This window comes from Cellulomonas sp. H30R-01 (genome assembly GCF_010119915.1).
Taxonomy (GTDB): Bacteria; Actinomycetota; Actinomycetes; order Actinomycetales; family Cellulomonadaceae; genus Cellulomonas; species Cellulomonas algicola.
In genome coordinates, this window is sequence record NZ_CP048210.1 from 3656865 (window position 1) to 3676079 (window position 19215).

Annotated in this window: 17 protein-coding genes; 8 read left to right on the plus strand and 9 right to left on the minus strand. The window is 72.6% G+C overall.

Annotation, left to right across the window (positions count from 1 at the left end; all coding sequences use genetic code 11):
• Positions 1 to 8: 8 nt before the first annotated feature.
• Genes GXP71_RS16385 through pknB form a run of 4 tightly spaced genes read left to right on the plus strand, consistent with a single transcriptional unit; the run spans position 9 to position 6233 of the window.
• On the plus strand, positions 9 to 1493 hold the full coding sequence (locus GXP71_RS16385) for an FtsW/RodA/SpoVE family cell cycle protein (RefSeq protein WP_238402463.1): 1485 nt from the start codon (positions 9 to 11) through the stop codon (positions 1491 to 1493).
• Entirely contained in the window at positions 1490 to 2938 is a 1449-nt protein-coding gene (locus tag GXP71_RS16390) for a penicillin-binding protein 2 (RefSeq protein ID WP_162353516.1), read from the plus strand. The genes GXP71_RS16385 and GXP71_RS16390 overlap by 4 nt, the downstream gene beginning before the upstream one ends.
• Positions 2935 to 4224, plus strand: coding sequence for a serine/threonine-protein kinase (locus GXP71_RS16395; RefSeq protein ID WP_162353517.1), 1290 nt, complete (start codon positions 2935 to 2937; stop codon positions 4222 to 4224). Before GXP71_RS16390 ends, GXP71_RS16395 begins: the two co-directional genes overlap by 4 nt.
• A complete protein-coding gene (pknB, locus tag GXP71_RS16400) occupies positions 4224 to 6233 on the plus strand; it encodes a Stk1 family PASTA domain-containing Ser/Thr kinase (RefSeq protein ID WP_162353518.1) in 2010 nt (669 codons plus the stop codon). The genes GXP71_RS16395 and pknB overlap by 1 nt, the downstream gene beginning before the upstream one ends.
• A gap of 130 nt (positions 6234 to 6363) precedes the next feature.
• On the opposite strand, the gene GXP71_RS16405 is transcribed toward pknB, so the two are convergent.
• From GXP71_RS16405 to GXP71_RS16415, 4 genes are all read right to left on the minus strand, one after another.
• Positions 6364 to 6987 (minus strand): aminodeoxychorismate/anthranilate synthase component II, encoded by a 624-nt coding sequence (locus GXP71_RS16405; RefSeq protein WP_124342781.1) that lies wholly within the window; start codon positions 6985 to 6987, stop codon positions 6364 to 6366.
• Position 6988: 1 nt separating this feature from the next.
• A complete protein-coding gene (locus GXP71_RS20185; protein ID WP_168676678.1) occupies positions 6989 to 7147 on the minus strand; it encodes a hypothetical protein in 159 nt (52 codons plus the stop codon).
• 37 nt (positions 7148 to 7184) lie between these two features.
• Positions 7185 to 7919 carry a class E sortase gene (locus GXP71_RS16410; protein ID WP_238402464.1) on the minus strand — a complete coding sequence of 245 codons (735 nt, stop codon included), beginning with the start codon at positions 7917 to 7919 and terminating at the stop codon, positions 7185 to 7187.
• Positions 7920 to 8010: 91 nt separating this feature from the next.
• Positions 8011 to 8853 carry a DUF881 domain-containing protein gene (locus GXP71_RS16415; protein ID WP_162353520.1) on the minus strand — a complete coding sequence of 281 codons (843 nt, stop codon included), beginning with the start codon at positions 8851 to 8853 and terminating at the stop codon, positions 8011 to 8013.
• 179 nt (positions 8854 to 9032) lie between these two features.
• On the opposite strand from GXP71_RS16415, the gene GXP71_RS16420 reads away from it, so the two are divergent.
• The gene (locus tag GXP71_RS16420; RefSeq protein WP_124342778.1) at positions 9033 to 9281 is read left to right on the plus strand and encodes a cell division protein CrgA; all 249 of its coding nucleotides are present in this window, start codon (positions 9033 to 9035) and stop codon (positions 9279 to 9281) included.
• Between the two features lie 393 nt (positions 9282 to 9674).
• Here the strand turns inward: GXP71_RS16420 and GXP71_RS16425 are convergent, their stop codons facing one another.
• Both GXP71_RS16425 and GXP71_RS16430 read right to left on the minus strand, forming a co-directional pair.
• Positions 9675 to 10496, minus strand: a complete 822-nt coding sequence (locus GXP71_RS16425) for a rhomboid family intramembrane serine protease (RefSeq protein ID WP_238402465.1) — start codon at positions 10494 to 10496, stop codon at positions 9675 to 9677.
• Between the two features lie 72 nt (positions 10497 to 10568).
• Complete coding sequence (locus GXP71_RS16430) at positions 10569 to 11108, minus strand: peptidylprolyl isomerase (RefSeq protein ID WP_162353521.1); 540 nt, start codon at positions 11106 to 11108, stop codon at positions 10569 to 10571.
• Positions 11109 to 11193: 85 nt separating this feature from the next.
• On the opposite strand from GXP71_RS16430, the gene GXP71_RS16435 reads away from it, so the two are divergent.
• Positions 11194 to 12243: a hypothetical protein gene (locus GXP71_RS16435; RefSeq protein ID WP_238402466.1), complete on the plus strand. Its 1050-nt coding sequence runs from the start codon at positions 11194 to 11196 to the stop codon at positions 12241 to 12243.
• Between the two features lie 238 nt (positions 12244 to 12481).
• Positions 12482 to 15646 (plus strand): glycoside hydrolase family 9 protein, encoded by a 3165-nt coding sequence (locus GXP71_RS16440; RefSeq protein ID WP_162353522.1) that lies wholly within the window; start codon positions 12482 to 12484, stop codon positions 15644 to 15646.
• Positions 15647 to 15849: 203 nt separating this feature from the next.
• Here the strand turns inward: GXP71_RS16440 and GXP71_RS16445 are convergent, their stop codons facing one another.
• The 3 genes from GXP71_RS16445 to GXP71_RS16455 are packed head-to-tail and all read right to left on the minus strand — an operon-like array spanning position 15850 to position 18454.
• Positions 15850 to 16683, minus strand: coding sequence for an ABC transporter permease (locus GXP71_RS16445; RefSeq protein WP_162353523.1), 834 nt, complete (start codon positions 16681 to 16683; stop codon positions 15850 to 15852).
• Entirely contained in the window at positions 16680 to 17534 is an 855-nt protein-coding gene (locus GXP71_RS16450; RefSeq protein WP_162353524.1) for an ABC transporter permease, read from the minus strand. The genes GXP71_RS16445 and GXP71_RS16450 overlap by 4 nt, the downstream gene beginning before the upstream one ends.
• On the minus strand, positions 17531 to 18454 hold the full coding sequence (locus GXP71_RS16455) for an ABC transporter ATP-binding protein (protein WP_124342772.1): 924 nt from the start codon (positions 18452 to 18454) through the stop codon (positions 17531 to 17533). The genes GXP71_RS16450 and GXP71_RS16455 overlap by 4 nt, the downstream gene beginning before the upstream one ends.
• A 164-nt stretch (positions 18455 to 18618) precedes the next feature.
• On the opposite strand from GXP71_RS16455, the gene GXP71_RS16460 reads away from it, so the two are divergent.
• Positions 18619 to 19182, plus strand: a complete 564-nt coding sequence (locus GXP71_RS16460; protein ID WP_162353525.1) for a hypothetical protein — start codon at positions 18619 to 18621, stop codon at positions 19180 to 19182.
• The last annotated feature ends 33 nt before the right edge of the window (positions 19183 to 19215 follow it).

Below are 19215 nucleotides of genomic sequence, written 5' to 3' on the forward strand. Positions count from 1 at the left end.
TGGACGTGATGGCGACCGTGCAGCCGCACCAGGTGCGGGCGGGGCGCGGCGTCGAGCTCGGCCTGCTCGTGCTGGCCCTCGCGATCGCCGTGGCCGGCTACGCCCTCGTGGGCCTCGGCATCGACGGCAGCGTGCCCGCGGACGTCATCGGGTACGCGGCGGGCCTGACGGGCCTCGCGGTGGCGCTGCACCTGGTGCTGCGGTGGCGCGCGCCGTACGCGGACCCGGTGATCCTGCCGGTCGCGGTCGCGCTCAACGGCGTCGGCCTGGCGATGATCTACCGGATCGACATCGCGTACGAGGCGCGCGACAAGGCCGCCGGGTTCGCCGAGCGGCAGCTCGGCTGGACCGCGATCTCCGTGGTGCTGGCCGCGCTCGTGCTCGTGCTGCTGCGGGACCACCGGACGCTGCGCCGCTACACGTACACGGCGATGATCGTCGCGCTCGGCCTCGTGGTGCTCCCGCTGGTGCCCGGCATCGGGCAGTCGATCAACGGCGCGCAGATCTGGGTGCGCGTCGGCGGCGTCGGCATGCAGCCCGCGGAGTTCGCCAAGATCGCGCTGGCCGTGTTCTTCGCCGGCTACCTGGTGACGCACCGCGACACGCTCGCGCTGGCGGGTCCGAAGGTGCTGGGCCTGCAGCTCCCGCGGCCCCGCGACCTGGGCCCGATCCTCATCGTGTGGGGCGTCTCGCTCGCGGTCCTCGTCCTGGAGCGTGACCTCGGCACGTCCCTGCTGCTCTTCGGCCTGTTCGTCGCGATGCTCTACATCGCGACCGAGCGGCTCAGCTGGGTCGTCATCGGCCTCCTGCTGTTCGTGGGCGGCGCGCTCGTCGCCGCGACCGCGTTCCCGCACGTCGGGGCCCGTTTCGACGCGTGGCTGCACCCGTTCGACCAGGAGGTCTTCGACCGGTTCCCGGGCGGCTCCGGGCAGCTCGTGCGCGGCTTGTTCGGGCTCGCGAACGGCGGCCTGTTCGGCACGGGCTGGGGTTCGGGCCGGCCTGACCTGGTCCCGTACGCCGAGTCGGACTTCATCGTCGCGTCGCTCGGCGAGGAGCTCGGCCTCACGGGCCTCCTCGCGCTGCTGCTCTGCTACACGATCCTCACCGAGCGCGGCATGCGGACCGCGATCGGCGTGCGCGACGGGTTCGGCAAGCTGCTCGCGGGCGGCCTCGCGTTCGTCGTCGCCTTCCAGACGTTCGTCGTCGTCGGCGGCGTGACGCGCCTGATCCCGCTGACCGGCCTGACGACGCCGTTCCTCGCGTACGGCGGCTCGTCGCTCGTCGCGAACTGGGTCATCGTCGCGCTGCTGCTGCGGATCTCCGACGAGGCCCGCCGGCCCGCACCCGTCGTGCGCGCGGTCCTGACGCCCGAGGTCGGCACCCCGGTCGCGTCCGCGGCGCGGGCGAACGGCGGCAGCGTCGGCAGCGGCGGCGGCACCGCCGGACCGACGGGCGGCGACCAGCCCACCGAGCGGATCGAGGGGCTCTCGTGAACACTCCCCTGCGCCGCCTCGCCACCGTGGTCCTCGTCATGTTCGTCGTGCTCATGGGCGGCACGACGTGGGTGCAGTACGTCCAGGCGGACTCGCTCAACAACGACCCGCGCAACGTCCGCACGCTGTACCGCGAGTTCGGCAACGCGCGCGGCCCGATCGTCGTCGCGGGCGAGGCGGTCGCGTCGTCCGCGCCCGTCGACGACGCGTTCGGCTACCAGCGCTCGTACACGGGCGGCGACCTGTGGTCCGCGGTCACCGGCTTCTACTCGGTGGTGAACGGCCGCACCGAGCTCGAGCTCGCGGCGAACGACGCGCTCACCGGCCGCGGCGACCAGCTGTTCTTCACGCGCGTGCGCGACGTGCTCACCGGCCGCCGGCCCGAGGGCGCGGCGGTCGAGACGACGCTGCTCCCGGCCGCGCAGCAGGCGGCACGCGACGGGCTCGGCGACCAGGAGGGCGCGGTCGTCGCGATCGAGCCGTCGACAGGCAAGATCCTCGCGCTCGTCTCGACGCCCGGCTTCGACCCGAACCTGCTCGCGACGCACGACACGAAGGCCGCAGGCGAGGCGTTCTCCGCGCTGTCGACGGCCGAGGGCAACCCGCTGCGGTCGAACGCGACCAAGGAGGTCTACCCGCCCGGGTCGACGTTCAAGCTGGTCACCGCCGCAGCGGCCCTCGAGAGCGGCTCGTACACGCCCCAGTCGCCGCTGCCCGCGCCGGTCGAGCTCGACCTGCCGCAGACCACCGCGACGGTCGGCAACTTCGGCGGCGGTGGCTGCGGCGCCGACCCCATCACGCTCGCGGACGCGCTGCGCGTCTCGTGCAACACCTCGTTCGCGCAGCTCGGCCTCGACCTCGGCGACGACGCGATCCGCACGCAGGCCGAGCGGTTCGGCTTCAACGAAGGGCTCACCATCCCCACGGTCGTCGTGCCGTCCGTCTTCCCCGACGACCTGGACGCGCCCGTGACGGCGGGCTCGGCGATCGGCCAGCGCGACGTCCGCGCGACGCCCATCCAGATGGCGATGGTGTCGGCCGCGATCGCCAACGAGGGCCGGCTCATGCAGCCGTACCTCGTCCAGACGGTGCGGTCGGCCGACCTGCACACCGTCGACGAGACGGAGCCGAAGCTGCTGTCGACCGCCGTGTCGCCCGGGACCGCCGCCGCGCTGCGCGACATGATGGTCGGTGTGGTCGCCGACGGGTCGGGCACCGCCGCGCAGATCCCGGGGGTGCAGGTCGCCGGGAAGACCGGCACGGCCCAGACCGGCGACGACCAGGCGCCGCACGCGTGGTTCACCGCGTTCGCGCCCGCCGACGCGCCCCGCGTGGCCGTCGCGGTGATCGTCGAGCACGGCGGCAGCGCCGGCAACGAGGCGACCGGCGGCCGCGTCGCCGCGCCCATCGCGAAGGCCGTGATCCAGGCGGTGCTGGGATCGTGAGGACGGCAGCAGGCGTGGCCCTCGACGGCCGGTACCGGCTCATCAAGCCGATCGCGACCGGCGGCATGGGCGAGGTGTGGGAGGCGCACGACGACGCCCTCGCGCGTCCCGTCGCGGTCAAGGTCCTCAAGGAGGAGTTCGCGGGCGACCCCGGCTTCCTCGAGCGGTTCCGCACGGAGGCGCGCAACTCGGCGTCGCTGCACCACCCGTCGATCGCGCAGCTGTTCGACTACGGCGAGCAGGACGGCTCCGCGTTCCTCGTGATGGAGCTGGTCGTCGGCGAGCCGCTGTCCGACCTGCTCGAGCGCGAGCCGGTGCTGACCCCACGGCGGCTGCTGCCGATCCTCGCCCAGACGGCGCGCGCCCTGCACGCGGCCCACACGGCGGGCGTCGTGCACCGCGACGTCAAGCCGGGCAACATCCTGCTGGGCCGCGGCGGCCGCGTGAAGATCACCGACTTCGGCGTCTCGCTGGCGCAGAACCAGATCACGATGACCGCGACCGGCATGGTCATGGGCACCGCGCAGTACCTGTCCCCCGAGCAGGCCGTCGGCAAGGCCGCGACGCCGCTGTCCGACCTGTACTCGCTGGGAGTCGTCGCGTACGAGGCGCTCGTCGGCCACCGCCCGTTCACGGGCCCGACCGCGGTCGACATCGCGGTCGCGCACGTCAACAACGCGGTCCCGCCGCTGCCGTCGAGCGTCGACAAGCCCCTCGCCGCGCTCGTCATGCGTCTGCTGTCCAAGGACCCGGCCCAGCGCCCGCAGTCGGGCGAGGAGCTCGCCGGGCTGTTCGACAAGCTGGTACCGCGCACGCCGCCGAGCGGCATCCCGGTGCTGGTCTCGAAGATCTCGCGCCCGGCCGACACGTTCGCGACCGCGGTGACGACGGCACGCGGCACGTCCGACGCGCCGCCGCCGACGTACCCACCGCGCCGCACCCGCCGCGACGAGCCGCGCGCGCGCGTCTCCGGCACCCCGCGGCACGTGAACGTCGCCGCGCTGCGCACCAGCGGGCCGCGCCTGGGCCGCTTCTCGCGGTTCCGGTGGCCGCTGCTCGCGCTCGTGCTCCTCCTGGTCGCGCTGCTCGGCGCGGCCCTCGCCAACGGCCTGACCAGGGCCGCACCCCTCGACGGACCGCCCGGGGCCGTCGTCGCGCACAGCACGTCCCCACGCGACGACGGCAGTCAGTACCCTCGTCGCGGCAGTCCCGATGGGATGATCTCGGTGGACGGGCGCGGTCACGACTCCGCGCGCCCGCTGACGACGGAAGTGAAGGACGCCTAGTGGTGGACGACGGATCCCGGATCCTCGGCGGACGGTACGAGGTCGGCGAGCTCATCGGGCGCGGTGGCATGGCCGAGGTGCACATCGGCCACGACACCCGTCTCGGCCGCACGGTCGCGATCAAGATCCTGCGCTCCGACCTCGCGCGCGACCCCTCGTTCCAGAACCGGTTCCGGCGCGAGGCGCAGGCCGCCGCGGCCCTGAACCACCCGGCGATCGTCGCGGTCTACGACACCGGCGAGGACGTCTACACGGAGCCGACCGGCGTCGTCGCGCACGTGCCGTTCATCGTCATGGAGTACGTCGAGGGTCACACGGTGCGCGGCATCCTGCGCGACGGGCACGCGGTGCCCATCGAGGAGGCCGTCGAGATCACCGCCGGCGTGCTGTCGGCGCTCGAGTACTCGCACCACGCGGGCATCGTGCACCGCGACATCAAGCCCGCGAACGTCATGCTCACGCCGACCGGCGCGGTCAAGGTCATGGACTTCGGCATCGCCCGCGCCGTGGCCGACTCCGCCGCGACCATGACGCAGACGCAGGCCGTCATCGGCACCGCGCAGTACCTGTCGCCCGAGCAGGCGCGCGGCGAGCAGGTGGACGCGCGCTCCGACCTGTACTCGACGGGCTGCCTGCTGTTCGAGCTGCTCACGGGCCGCCCGCCCTTCACCGGCGACTCCCCCGTCGCGGTCGCCTACCAGCACGTCCGCGAGACGGCGCCCACACCGTCGCAGTTCGCGTCCGACGTCCCCGAGGCCCTCGACCGGATCACCGCGAAGGCGCTCGCGAAGGAGCGCGACGCCCGCTACTCGACGGCCGCGGAGTTCCGCGCCGACCTCGAGGCCGTGCTGCGCGGTGGCGTGGTCAACGCGCCTGCGGTGGGCGTCATCGCCGCGGGGGCCGCCGTGGCCGCCGCCGACGCGACCCAGGTCATGGCGCCCCCCGCGGTCGCGGCGACGCAGGCCATGGCGCCGACCTCGCCGTGGGCGCAGACCGGTCTGCAGCCGACGACGCCCGCCGGCCTCCCCGAGGACGACGAGGACCAGCGCCGCAAGCCGTGGCTCATGTGGGTGCTCATCGGCATCGCCGTGCTCGCCGTCGCCGGGATCATCGCGCTCCTCGTCGCGAACTCGCGGGACAACGCTCCCGAGGAGCTCACCGTCCCGAACGTCGTCGGCATGACGCGCGACGAGGCCAAGGCGGCGATCGAGGACGCGGAGCTGCAGTTCACGCCCGCGGAGGAGCCGTCCGACACGGTGCCCGAGGGCGAGGCCATCAAGTCCGACCCCGCGGCCGACACCCCCGTCGAGAAGCTCGACAACGTGACCGTCACGTTCTCCACCGGCCCCGCGACCACCACCGTCCCGACGGGCCTGGCCGGCATGACGGAGCAGGAGGCCGTCGCCGCGATCGAGGCCGCCGGGCTCACGGTCGACCCGAACCGCACCTCGGAGGACGACCCGAAGCAGCCCAAGGGCCGTGTCACCCGCACCGTGCCCGCCGAGGGCGAGTCGGCGTCGTCCGGGAGCCCGGTGAAGCTGTTCGTCTCGTCCGGCAACGTGCAGGTGCCCGACCTGGCCGGCAAGACGCGGGCCGAGGCCGAGCAGCTGCTCAACGACGCGTCGCTCAACGCGAACTCGCGCGAGCGGGAGACCAACGAGTTCCCGCCGGACACCGTGATCTCCCAGGACAAGCCCGCGAACTCGCTGGTCCCGCAGGACACGACGATCAACATCGAGATCGCCATCGCTCCCGAGAACCCCGTGGTGCCCGACAACCTGGTCGGGATGAGCTACGACCAAGCCGTCCAGGCGCTCGCGCAGGCCGGTCTGACGAACGTGCGGCGCGTCGACGAGCAGTCGGAGTCGCCCGTCAACCAGGTCATCCGCGTCGAGCCCGACGGCGGGTCCGAGGTCGAGCCGGGGCAGCAGATCGACCTGCACGTCTCGAAGGGCCCGGGCGGCGGGGGCAACAACAACGGTCAGCCGACACAGACGCCCAAGCCGTAGCGCCAGACGGGGAAGGCCCCGCTCGTCCCTCCGGGACAGGCGGGGCCTTCGTCGTGCGGGGTGCGGGTTCGGGCGCGGACTGGGAGCGCGAGGTGGGGCGCCCGCCGCGTCGACGGCTGACGAACGGGCGTCAGAGGCGGACGAGCGGGTGCAGCCCCTCCGACCGCGCGACGGCCTCGTCGTCGCCGCAGACGGCCAGCCAGTTGGCCAGCAGCCGGTGGCCGCCCTCGGTGAGCACGGACTCGGGGTGGAACTGCACCCCGTGCAGCGGGAGCGTGCGGTGCTGCAGGCCCATGATGATGCCGTGCGTGGTCGCGGTGACCTCGAGGTCGTCGGACACGGTCCCGTCGACGACCGCGAGCGAGTGGTAGCGGGTCGCGGTGAACGGCGTCGGCAGGCCGACGAGGACGCCCTCGCCGTGGTGCTCGACCTCGCTCGTCTTGCCGTGCATGAGCTCGGGGGCGTGCGTGACGGTCCCCCCGAACACCTCACCGAGCGCCTGGTGGCCGAGGCACACGCCGAGCATGGGCGTGCCCGTCTCGGCGCAGTCGCGGATCACCTGCATGCTCTGGCCGGCCTCGGCAGGCGTGCCGGGCCCGGGGGACACGAGGACACCGTCGAAGTCCTCGCGCTCGGACAGCGGCGGGACGGCGTCGTTGCGCACGACCACGGTCTCCGCACCGAGCTGGTTGAGGTAGCCGACGATCGTGTAGACGAACGAGTCGTAGTTGTCGATCACCAGGATCCGGGTCACGTCACTCCCCCACGGTGGTCTCGTTGAACGGCATGAACGGCGCGACCGCCGGGAACACCCACAGGAAGCACGCGGCGAGCACGAGGAACGCGGCGACCGCCAGGATCAGCGCCCGGACGACGGACGGACCCGGCAGGTGCCGCCAGAGCCACCCGTACATCATCGGCCTCCTGTCACGTGGTTTCGCCGCGCGCCCATCATGCGGCCGGCAGCAGCTCGGCGGGAGTCCCGTCCGTCACGGGCGCCCAGTAGTCGAACGTGCCGTGCACGATGAACCGTTCCCGCGCGGAGAACATCGGGTGGCACGTCGTGAGCGTGATGAACCGCTCGGTGGGCGTGGCACCCGGGTCGCCGGGGACGGGCGCGATGACGTCGACCTGCGACGGCATGACGATCTCCGTCGACGTGACGCGGTAGACGTACCAGGTGTCGGACGTGCGGACGACGATCGGGTCGCCCACCTGCAGCTCCGCGACGCGGTTGAACGGCTTCGCGTAGGTGGTGCGGTGGCCCGCGAGCGCGAAGTTGCCCACGCCGCCCGGCATCGCGGTGCCCTCGTAGTGCCCGACGCCGAGCACGTCGAGCACGGTCGCCCGGTCGGTGCCCTGGCTGACGGGCCGCTCGGGCTCGCCCGCCCACCGCGGGACCTGGATCGTCGCGAAGGTCGTCGCGTGCGGCGGCTCGTCCAGGACGGGCGGCTCGTCGCGTCGCGGCTCGGCGACGAGCGGACCGGTCTCGGTGGCGCTGGGCTCGGGGGTCGGCGCGACCTGCCAGTCGAGGTCGCGGACGATCTCGGCCTGCGCGCGGTTGCCCTCGACGTCGGTCCACCACAACTGCCAGGCGAGGAACGCGAACAGCAGGACGCCGAGCGTGATGAGCACCTCGCCGACGACGCCGACGGCCGTATAGGCGCGCCGCCGGGCGGGGCTCACCCCGCGTCGGGGCCGGGTGCTGCGCCGCGTGCGTGCGGGCTGGTCGGAGGGCGGGGGTCCGTCGGGTGCGGCGGTCGCCGTGGCCGCCGGGTCAGTCATCGTCGCCCCCCGGGCCCGGGGCGGTCGTGCTGCGGGTCTGCGCGGTCGCGCGGGCCTCGTCCTTCGCGGCCTCCTCGGCGGCCTCGAGGCCGGGCAGGATCTCGACGCCGTCGGGGACGCGGGCGTACTCGAGCTCGGTCGCACCCGAGTAGGCGGGCATCTCCATCGCGTCGGACTGGTTCACGGACCAGCCGAGTCCGACGGCCTTGACGTCGCGCAGGTACAGCCCCACGGCGGGGGACGCGGCGAGGCCGTCGCGCAGGTCGGACGGGTCGCCGATGGCCTCGATGACGTAGGGCGGCGAGTACACGCGGCCGTGCAGCTTGAGCACGTTGCCGACGCACCAGAACGCGCTCGTCGAGATCACCCGCTGCCCCTGGAGCGTCATCGCCTCGGCACCGCCCGCCCAGAGGGCGTTCATGACGTTCTGGATGTCCTGCTGGTGCACGAGCAGCAGGTCCTGGTCGACGCCCTCGCGTGCAGGCGCGTCCTCGAGCTGCACCGTGATCCCGGGACCGGTGACGGGTGTGGCGCCGCCCTCGACGACGTAGCCCGCGCCGGGCTCCCCCGGCTGGGTGCTCGCGTCGGCGCTGCCGTCCTCGGCGAGCGCGTTCACCTCGGTCCGCAGGTCGTCGACCTCGCTCGACAGCCGCGCGACGCGGTCGTTCTGCACGCTCGCGAGGCCGGCGAGGTCCTGCGGGTGCCGCTCCCCCTCGTTGGCCTGCGCGAACCGCGCGTTGGCCGCGAACAGCGCGCCCGACAGCGCCAGCACGACGGCGACCGAGAGCGTCCCGCGCGCGAGGAGACGCCGCGCACGGTGGGAGTGCTCGGTCACGGTCGTCCTCTCGAGAGGGTCGGGCGCGGGGCTGGTGCCCACTACGCTAGGTCACGTTGCGTGGCGCCCGTGACGGTGCGTGACGTCCACGCCACATCGTTGTCGCACGGTGACACCCCGTCGCCGTCCGTTCGCGTGACGCCCCGCGTCACGTACCGCCGCTGGACAGGAGCCCGGACGTGCCTGAGTCGAGGTCGCGCAAGAAGGCCGCGTACATCCCGCCGCCCGAGAAGTCGGCCGGCCCCAAGCCGAACCCGCCGTGGTTCGTCCCCGTGATGCTCGGGCTGATGCTCGTCGGTCTCGTGTGGATCGTGATCACGTACCTGACGGGCTCGGACTACCCGATCCCCGGCATCGGCCAGTGGAACCTGGCGGTGGGCTTCACGCTCATCATCGCGGGCTTCGGGATGACGACGCGCTGGCGCTGAGGCGGCGCCGAGGACTGGACGGCGGGGTGGGTCGACGACGACCTGCTCCGCCGTCGTCGTTCCCCCGGACACCGAGGGGCGTCGTGGCGGGCGCACCTCGTCCGCTGGCAGGGATTCCCTGACCGGGCACGGCTCGACGACGCGCCCCCGAGGCGATGTCAGACCCGTCTCGTAGCATCCTCACAGGCCGTCCTGACGAACGATCCAGGGCCGTCGGGGCCGTCCCCAAGGTTGCTCACAGCTGTGGAACTACAGCCGTGTAGTTATGCACAGGGTTGTGCACCGCTGGGGACAGAGGCGGCGTTCGCCCAGGTCAACAGGCTGTGGACAGAGCGGCCGTCGTACACGGGTGACGCGCGCCACCTGGGGACGAGTCGGACGAGCCGACCAGGGTCAGACGAGCCCGACCGCCGCGTACGCGAGCCACGCGGCTCCCACCAGCACGGACGCGACGACGACCGGCGCCACGACCGCGACCTGCCGGCGGCGCGCCACCGGGGCGTAGGCGTAGGCGGCGCCGAGGGCCAGGCCCGTGAACAGGCCGCCCAGGTGCGCGGGCCACGAGATGCCGGACACCACGAAGCCGACGACGACGTTGAGCCCGATGACGACGAGGATGCCGCGCACGTCGCCGCCGAGCCGTCGCATCACGACGAGCACCGCGCCGAACAGGCCGAAGATCGCGCCCGACGCCCCGAGCACGCCGACGTGCCAGGCGTCGAGCGCGTCGGCGAGCAGCACGACGGCCACGGACCCGCCGAGCGCGCTCATCAGGTAGAGGGTGACGAACCGGGCCCGACCGAGCGCCTGCTCGAGGTACGGGCCGATCATCCACAGCGCGAGCATGTTGACGGCGAGGTGCACGACGCCGCCGGGGGAGTGCAGGAACGCCGCGGAGAGGAACCGCCACGGCTCTGCCTCGAGCGTCGCGACCGGCAGCCCGAACGCGTCGGGCAGCACGGGGACGAACAGCCACCGGGCCGTCCACCCGGGGACGACCTGCTGGAGCACGAAGCTCACGACGCACAGGCCGATGATCGTGAACGTGACGACCGGGCGACCCTCGCGCCGCCGGCCACCGAGCGCGGTCCGCACCGGGCGCGCACCGCGCGACGCCTCGGCGACGCAGTCCACGCACTGCACGCCGACCGCGGCCGGGCGCTGGCAGTCCGGGCACACGGGCCGGCCGCACCGCTGGCAGCGTACGTACGACACCCGCTCGGGGTGTCGCGGGCAGACCGGCGGTGCGGCCGCGTCCGGCGTGGGGTTCTCGGAGATGGGGACCGCTCAGTCCTCGATCGAGACCGACTGCAGGACGATGTCCTGGACAGGGCGGTCACCGGGGCGCGTCGGCGCGGTGGCGATCGCGTCGACCACGGCGCGGCTCTCGTCGTCGGCGACCTTGCCGAAGATCGTGTGCTTGCCGTTGAGCCACGTCGTCGGCGCGACGGAGATGAAGAACTGCGAGCCGTTGGTGCCGCCGACCTTGCCCGTCGTGGGGTCCATGCGCTTGCCGGCGTTCGCCATCGCGAGCAGGTAGGGCTCGGAGAACGCGAGCTCGGGGTGGATCTCGTCGTCGAACGTGTAGCCCGGGCCGCCGCGGCCGGTACCGAGCGGGTCGCCGCCCTGGATCATGAAGCCGTCGATCACGCGGTGGAAGACGAGGTTCGAGTAGAGCGCGTCGGTGCGCTGCTCACCGGTCGCGGGGTCGGTCCACGGCTTGGTGCCGTTCGCCAGGCCGACGAAGTTCTCGACGGTGCGCGGCGCGTGGTTCGGGAACAGCTCGATCCGGATGTCACCGGCGGACGTGTGCAGGGTCGCGAACATGGCCACAGTCTCGCACGCAGCACCGACGACGGGAGAGGCGGACGGGTGCTCCGTCGCGCTGCCGGACTGCATCTCAGCAGGTCCGGTGGCAGAGTGGGACTCCAGTGCCGCCGACCAGCGCGGATGGGTCATGCCCCACCCGCCCGCACAGCAGCCGGGAGTGACGATGGGCTTCAGCAAGAGCCGCACGACGATCGACGTCGACACGGAGCAGGTGAAGGAGCAGGCCGCCGAGCTGGCCGCCACGCTCGCCGACAAGGCGGCGCAGGCCAAGATCGCGGCCGCGATCGGCGCCAAGGGGGCCGCCTCGAAGGCGTCCGACGCCGCGGTGCACGCGAAGGAGTGGACGACGCCACGTGTCGAGGCGTTCGTCGAGTGGCTCCTGCCGCGCGTCGAGCACGCGTACAAGGAGAGCCTCATCGCTGCAGCGCCGAAGGTCGAGCAGGCCGCCGCGAAGGCGTCGCCCGCGATCGACACGGCGCACGACAAGCTCGTCGACGACCTGCTGCCGCGCCTCGTCGCCGCGATGAACGAGGCCGCCGTCAAGGCCGGCGCCGCCGTCGAGAAGGCCGCGGACGTCTCCTCGGACACGAGCAAGAAGGCTGCCAAGCGGGCGGCGAAGGCCGCCGCCGCCGCTGCCGCAGCCGCCGCGGCTGCCGAGAGGGAGCGCAAGCACACCGGCGCGAAGGTGTTCTGGGTCGTCGCGGGCGTCGCGGCGGTGGGTGCGGCGGCGGTCGCGTGGAGCCGGTCGCGGTCGCAGGTCGACCCGTGGGCCGAGCCGTGGGAGCCGTCCGACTCGCTCGGCGGCTCGACGCACGACTTCAAGTCGCGCGCGCAGGAGGCTCGCCACGACCTGACGGACAAGGTCGGCGACGCCGCGGACGCCGTGGGGGAGGCCGCCGGGGCGGCGGTCGCCAAGGGCCGTGACGCGACGCGCAAGGCCGCAGAGAAGGTCGCCGAGGCGCGCGAGGACCTGACCGAGAAGGTCACCGAGGCGAAGGACGGCGCGACGGAGGCCGCGAAGCGCGTGCGTCGCACCGCGCCGAAGACGGTCGACGCCGGTTCCGCCGAGCCGACCCCGGACCCGGTCGTCAACCCGACGACGGACGACCAGAAGGACACGCCCCCGGCCTGACCCGGGTCCCCGGCCACGAGCCGGGCTGCAGGTTCCCACGCCCTCCGCCGGCCTCGAGCCCGGGGGGCGTGGTGCTGCCCGGACGCAGGCGTCGTGCCAGGTCGGCGGCACCGAATCGTTTAGGCCGTTGACCGGCGGAGCGCCCGGTTTGGACGATGCGCCCCAGGCGCGTCGTGCCGGAGCGACAGCGGTCAGCACGGGACGCCCTCCACCACTCCCGTGCCCGGAAGAGGACCCCATGCTCGGCCATGCCACGGCGCCACGCGCGCCCCGATCCCGCGGTCGCACCGCGACGGCGGGAGCCTCCGCCCTCGCCGTCGCCGCCGGACTGCTCGTCGCCCCGCTCGCGACCTCCGCGAGCGCCGCCCCCGCGTACAACTACGCCGAGGCGCTCCAGAAGTCGATGTTCTTCTACCAGGCGCAGCGCTCCGGCGACCTGCCCGACAACTTCCCCGTCTCGTGGCGCGGCGACTCCGGCCTCACCGACGGCGCCGACGTCGGCAAGGACCTCACCGGCGGCTGGTACGACGCCGGCGACCACGTGAAGTTCGGGCTGCCGATGGCGTTCAGCGCGACGATGCTCGCGTGGGGCGCGATCGACAGCCCCGGCGGGTACACGAAGTCCGGCCAGCTCGACGAGCTCAAGGACAACCTGCGCTTCGTCAACGACTACTTCGTCAAGGCGCACACCGCCCCGAACGAGCTGTACGTGCAGGTCGGCGACGGCGAGGCGGACCACAAGTGGTGGGGACCCGCCGAGGTCATGACGATGGCCCGCCCGTCGTACAAGGTGTCGGCGTCCTGCCCGGGCTCCGACGTCGCCGCCGAGACCGCGGCCTCGCTCGCGTCCGCGTCGATCCTGTTCAAGGGCGACGACCCGACGTACGCCGCGACGCTGATCTCGCACGCGAAGCAGCTCTATTCCTTCGCTGACCAGTACCGCGGCAGCTACTCCGACTGCGTCACCGCCGCCTCGGCGTACTACAAGTCGTGGTCCGGCTACCAGGACGAGCTCGTCTGGGGCGCCTACTGGCTCTACAAGGCGACGGGTGACGCGTCGTACCTGAGCAAGGCGGAGACGGAGTACGACAAGCTCGGCACCGAGAACCAGAGCACCACGAAGTCCTACAAGTGGACCGTGGCGTGGGACAACAAGCAGTTCGGCATGTACGCGCTGCTCGCGATGGAGACCGGCAAGCAGAAGTACGTCGAGGACGCGAACCGCTGGCTCGACTACTGGACCGTCGGCGTCAACGGCCAGAAGGTGCCGTACTCGCCCGGCGGCATGGCCGTCCTCGACTCGTGGGGTGCGCTGCGGTACGCCGCCAACACGTCGTTCGTCGCGCTCGTCTACTCCGACTGGCTCACCGACGCGACGCGCAAGGCGCGGTACCACGACTTCGGCGTGCGCCAGATCAACTACGCGCTCGGCGACAACCCGCGCAAGTCGTCGTACGTCGTCGGCTTCGGCACCAACCCGCCGACCATGCCGCACCACCGCACCGCGCACGGGTCGTGGCTCGACTCGATCACCACGCCCGCCGCATCACGCCACGTGCTGTACGGCGCGCTCGTCGGCGGGCCCGGCTCGCCCAACGACGCGTACACCGACTCGCGGCAGGACTACGTCGCCAACGAGGTCGCGACCGACTACAACGCGGGCTTCACGAGCGCGCTCGCGCGGCTCGTCGACGAGTACGGCGGCACCGCGCTCGCGTCGTTCCCGACGCGTGAGGCGCCCGACGGCGACGAGATCTTCGTCGAGGCGATGCTCAACCAGCCTCCCGGCACCACGTACACCGAGATCAAGGGCATGATCCGCAACCAGTCGGCGTTCCCGGCCCGCTCGCTCAAGAACGGCAAGATCCGCTACTGGTTCACGACCGACGGCTTCGCCGCGTCGGACGTCACGCTGTCGTCGAACTACTCGGAGTGCGGCGCGCAGTCCGGCAAGGGCGTCAGCGCCGGCGGGAACCTCGGCTACGTCGAGCTGTCCTGCGTCGGCCAGAACATCCACCCCGGCGGCCAGTCGCAGCACCGCCGGGAGATCCAGTTCCGGCTCACCGGCCCGACGGGCTGGAACGCGGCGAACGACCCGTCGTTCGCGGGTCTCGGCTCGACGGCCCTCGCGAAGACGGCCGCGATCACGCTCTACGACGGCTCGACGCTGATCTGGGGCAAGGAGCCGACCGGCACCACGACCGACACGACCGCACCGACCGTGCCGGGCACCCCCGTCGCGTCGGGCATCACGACCGTCGGCGCGTCGCTCACCTGGGCGGCGTCGACCGACGCCGGGTCGGGCGTCGCCGGGTACGAGCTGTACCGGGTCCAGGGGTCGACGCAGACGCTCGTCGGGACCACCACCGCGGCGGCCTACATCCTGCGTGACCTCACGCCGGGCACGTCCTACTCCTACGTCGTGAAGGCGAAGGACGTCGCCGGCAACGTGTCCGCCGCGTCCGCCGCGGTCACGTTCACCACCGAGACGCAGGGCACGACCGAGCCGCCGACCACGCCGGGCACGCCCGTCGCGTCCGCGGTCACCTCGACCGGTGCGACCCTCACGTGGGCCGCGTCGACCGGCACCCCGGCGGTCGCCGGCTACGACGTCCTGCGCGTCCAGGGCACCACCGCGACCGTCGTCGCGCAGACCACCGGGACGACGCACACGCTCACCGGCCTGACGCCCGGCACCGCGTACACCTACGCCGTGCGGGCGAAGAACACCGCGGGCGACGTCTCCGCGGTCTCCGCCTCGGTGACGTTCACGACGACCGCACCGCCGGTCGACACCACCGCGCCGACCGTCCCCGGGACGCCCGTCGCGTCGAACGTCAGCACGACGGGCGCCACGCTCACGTGGACCGCGTCGACCGACACCGGCGGAAGCGGCCTGTCGGGCTACGAGGTGCTGCGCGTCAGCGGGACGACGCAGACGCTCGTCGCGTCGCCGACCACCGCGTCGGTCGCCCTCACCGGTCTGGCGCCCGCCACCGCGTACACCTACGTGGTCCGGGCCAAGGACGGGGCCGGCAACACGTCCGCGGTGTCCGCGGCCGTCACCTTCACGACGCTGCCCACGTCGACGACCGCCTCGTGCAAGGTCGCGTACACGGCGAACTCGTGGAACACCGGCTTCACCGGCGCGGTGAAGCTCACCAACACGGGCACGAAGCCCCTGACCTGGACCCTCGGGTTCACCTTCCCCTCTGGCCAGCAGGTCACGCAGGGCTGGAGCGCCACGTGGTCGCAGACCGGGACGACGGTCACCGCGACGGGCGCGTCGTGGAACGCCACGCTCCAGCCTGGTCAGAGCGTCGACATCGGGTTCAACGGCTCCCACACCGGGACCAACACCGACCCGACGTCGTTCACCGTGAACGGTGAGGTCTGCGGCTGACCCGCTGACCTCAGGGCGACCGCCACGGTCGACGGGCCCCGGCGCACCTCGCGTGCACCGGGGCCCGTTCGTCGTCCCGGACGGGCGCGGCACCGTCGAGCGCGTGCGACTTCGGCGCAAGAGTGCGACATCGATGTCTCCCTCTCGCGCGGGATGTCGCGCTCGCGCCGATGTCGCGGTCTCGTCGTCGCCTCGGGAGGACCTCAGTCGAGGAAGAGGGCGCGCAGGCGGGTCGTCGTGAACGCGACGCCCAGGACGACCATGCCGACGAAGTACGCGACGTGCCCCCACATGGCGGGGGAGAGCTCCCCGGTCGTCAGGCCGCGGACCAGCTCGACGCCGTGCCACAGGGGGAGCGCCTTGATGAACCACTGCACGGCCTCGGGGTACACGGTCAGCGGGTAGAACGTGGCCGAGAACAGGAACATCGGGAGCATCACGAAGTTGATCCAGTCCATCTGCTGGAAGGTCTTCATGTAGCTCGTGACGGCCATCCCGACCGACGCGAAGCCGAACGCGATGAGCAGGAGCGCAGGCAACGACAGGAACGCGGTCCAGGCGAGGTTCAGGCCCATGACCTGCATGACCGTGAGAAACCCGAGCGCGTAGACACCGCCCCGCAGAAGCGCGTAGGAGATCTCGCCGAGGGCGACGTCGAGCGGCCCGATCGACGTCGCGAGCATCGCGTCGTAGATCTTGCCGAAGTGCATCTTGAAGAAGACGTTCCACGTCGAGTCGTACACGGCGCCGTTCATCGCGGACACCGCGAGGAGCGCGGGCGCGACGAATGCGGCGTAGGAGATCGTCTCGCCGGACTCCATCGTGACGTCGCCGACGAACGTGCCGAGCCCGTACCCCATCGCGAGCAGGTAGAACACGGGTTCGAAGAAGCCCGACAGCACGATGACCCAGTTGCCGGACCGGGTCGCCCGCAGCCCGCGCTCGACGACGGCGCCGGCGTTGCCGGAGTACAGCGCGCGGACGCCCCCGCGCGAGCGCCGACGCTCCGCGGGACGGGTGGTCGCGGTCGTCGTCATCCCCGCAGCCTCCGCGTGAAGATCCGGCCCGCGACGACGCCGCCCACACCGGCCATGACCAGCAGGATCGCGAGGTGCACGCCGACGGGCCACGAGCCGGGCGCGGAGCCGTAGCTGAGCGCCCGGCCGATCTCGGACGCGTGCCACACGGGCGAGATCCACCCGATCCACTGGAACGCGAGCGGCACCGAGTCGAGGGGGTAGAACGTGCCGGAGAACAGGAACATCGGCGTGAACACGAAGCGCTGGATGAGCGCGAACTGGCCGCGGTCGTCCTCGATCGACGCCGAGTACGCCATGACCGGCAGGCCGAACGCGAGCCCGCCCAGGATGCCGACCAGCGGGATCAGCAGGCCGGACACCGGGTCGCCCACCGCCCCGAACGCGACCATGAGCGCGTAGTACACCACCACCGTGAACAGCATCCGGCCGGCGCACGCCACGACCACGCCGGTCGCGAGCTGGGGCGGCGACACCGGCGACGCGTTGGGCGCGTAGTACAGCCGCCGCCACTTGAACCCCGACATCACGGCGTAGGTGAACTCGTCCATCGCGACGCCCACCGCGGCGGTGACCAGCAGCGCGGGCGCCACGAACGTCACGTAGTCGATCGGGCCGTCCGGGCCCTCGGCGACGGACACGTCGAGGAACGCGGCGAGGCCGAGCCCGATGCCGAGCAGGTAGAGCAGCGGCTGCCCGACTCCGCTCGCCACGATCGTCCAGCCGTACGCCTTCATGCTGCGCAGCTGCGCCTCGGCGACGTACCACCAGCCGAACCGGCGGGGCAGGACGCCCGCGTCCAGCGCGCGCTGCGCCGCGGGCGTCGGCGTCGGGGCGCTCGTGGTCGTCATTCGATGAGGCTCCGCCCCGTGAGGCGGAGGAACACGTCCTCCAGGCTGGACCGGCGGACCAGGCTCGTCGTCGGCTCGAGCCCCAGGGCGAGCACCTTCTCGACGACCGCCTCGCCGTCGTCGGCGTACAGCAGCACGCGGTCGGGCAGGACCTCGATGCGCTCGGTGACGCCGCCCATGCGCTCGGCGGCCTCGGCGTTGCGGCTCGACCCGAACCGCAGCTCGACGACCTCGCGCGTCGAGTACTCGCGGATCAGGTCGGCCGGGCTGCCCTCCGCCATGATCCGGCCGTGGTCGACGACGACCAGCCGGTCGCAGAGCTGCTCGGCCTCGTCCATGTAGTGCGTCGTGACGACCAGCGTCGTGCCGCGCTCCTTGAGCCGGAACAGCCGGTCCCACAGCACGTGCCGCGCCTGCGGGTCGAGGCCCGTCGTCGGCTCGTCGAGCATGAGGATGCGCGGCTCGTTGATGAGCGCGCGGGCGATCGTCAGGCGCCGCTTCATGCCACCCGACAGGTTGTCGGTCTTGACCTTCGCCTTCTCGGTGAGCTGCGCGAACTCGAGCAGCTCGTCGGCACGCTCGGCGCACACGCGGCGGGGGAGGCCGAAGTAGCGGCCGTAGACGAGCAGGTTGTCGCGGACGGTCAGCTCGGTGTCGAGGTTGTCCTCCTGCGGGACGACGCCGAGCTGCGACCGGATCTCCGGCCCGTGCGTGTCGGGGTCGAGGTCGAGGACGTGCAGGTCGCCGCCGGACCGCGTCGACACCGCGCCGACCATGCGCATCGTCGTCGACTTGCCTGCGCCGTTCGGGCCGAGGAGCCCGAAGGACTCGCCCGACGCGACCTCGAAGTCGATGCCGGCGACGGCGGTGAGGTCGCCGAAGGTCTTGGTGAGGCCACGGGCGGCGATGACAGGTGTCACAGCGGACCAACCTAGACGTCCGGACCCACACAGTCGACGGCAAACCTGACCGGTCGGTAACCGGATCGCGCGGGACGCGCCCGCCCCGCGTCGGCCGAGGCTGCGGCACCGTCGCGGGCCGGTGGTCCCGCAGGACGGCCGCGGCGGGGGAGTACGGTCCGCGCATGCTGCTCGCCGACCTGCAGGCCCGCGTCCGGATCGCGTTGACGAACACGCTCGTCGACCAGTGGACCCTGTTCGCGCCGTCGTCGGGCACCAGCCGGCCGAGCCCGCGCACCATCTCGTTCCACCTCGGCTGGGCGCTGCGCGGAACGATCGAGAGCACGTGGGACGTCGACGCCGAGTACGACCGGTCCGGCATGGTCCTGGAGTCGTCGGTGCGCCTCGACGAGGGCACGGCCCGCGCCCCGCACCTCATCGTGCACCGTCGCGGCCGCCTCGGCCCGGAGCACAACCTGCTGCTCGTCGAGCTCTCCGCCGACGCCGCCGACAGCCCGGGCGCGCTCGACCTGGGCACCGCGCAGGCGATCCAGCGCCGCTTCGGCTACCGGTACGGCGTCCTGCTCGACCTGCGGCTCGCCGAGCACGGCACCACTGCACGCGTCGCGCCGCACTGGCAGTGGACGACGCTCGACGATGGCCCCGTCACCCCGCACGCCGAACCCGTCTACCCCGACGACGTGCTCGCCGCCATCACCGACCGCGCGCGTGGCGGCGACGCGTGGTGACCGGCGGAAACGGGTTGCCGTCCGACCGGCCGG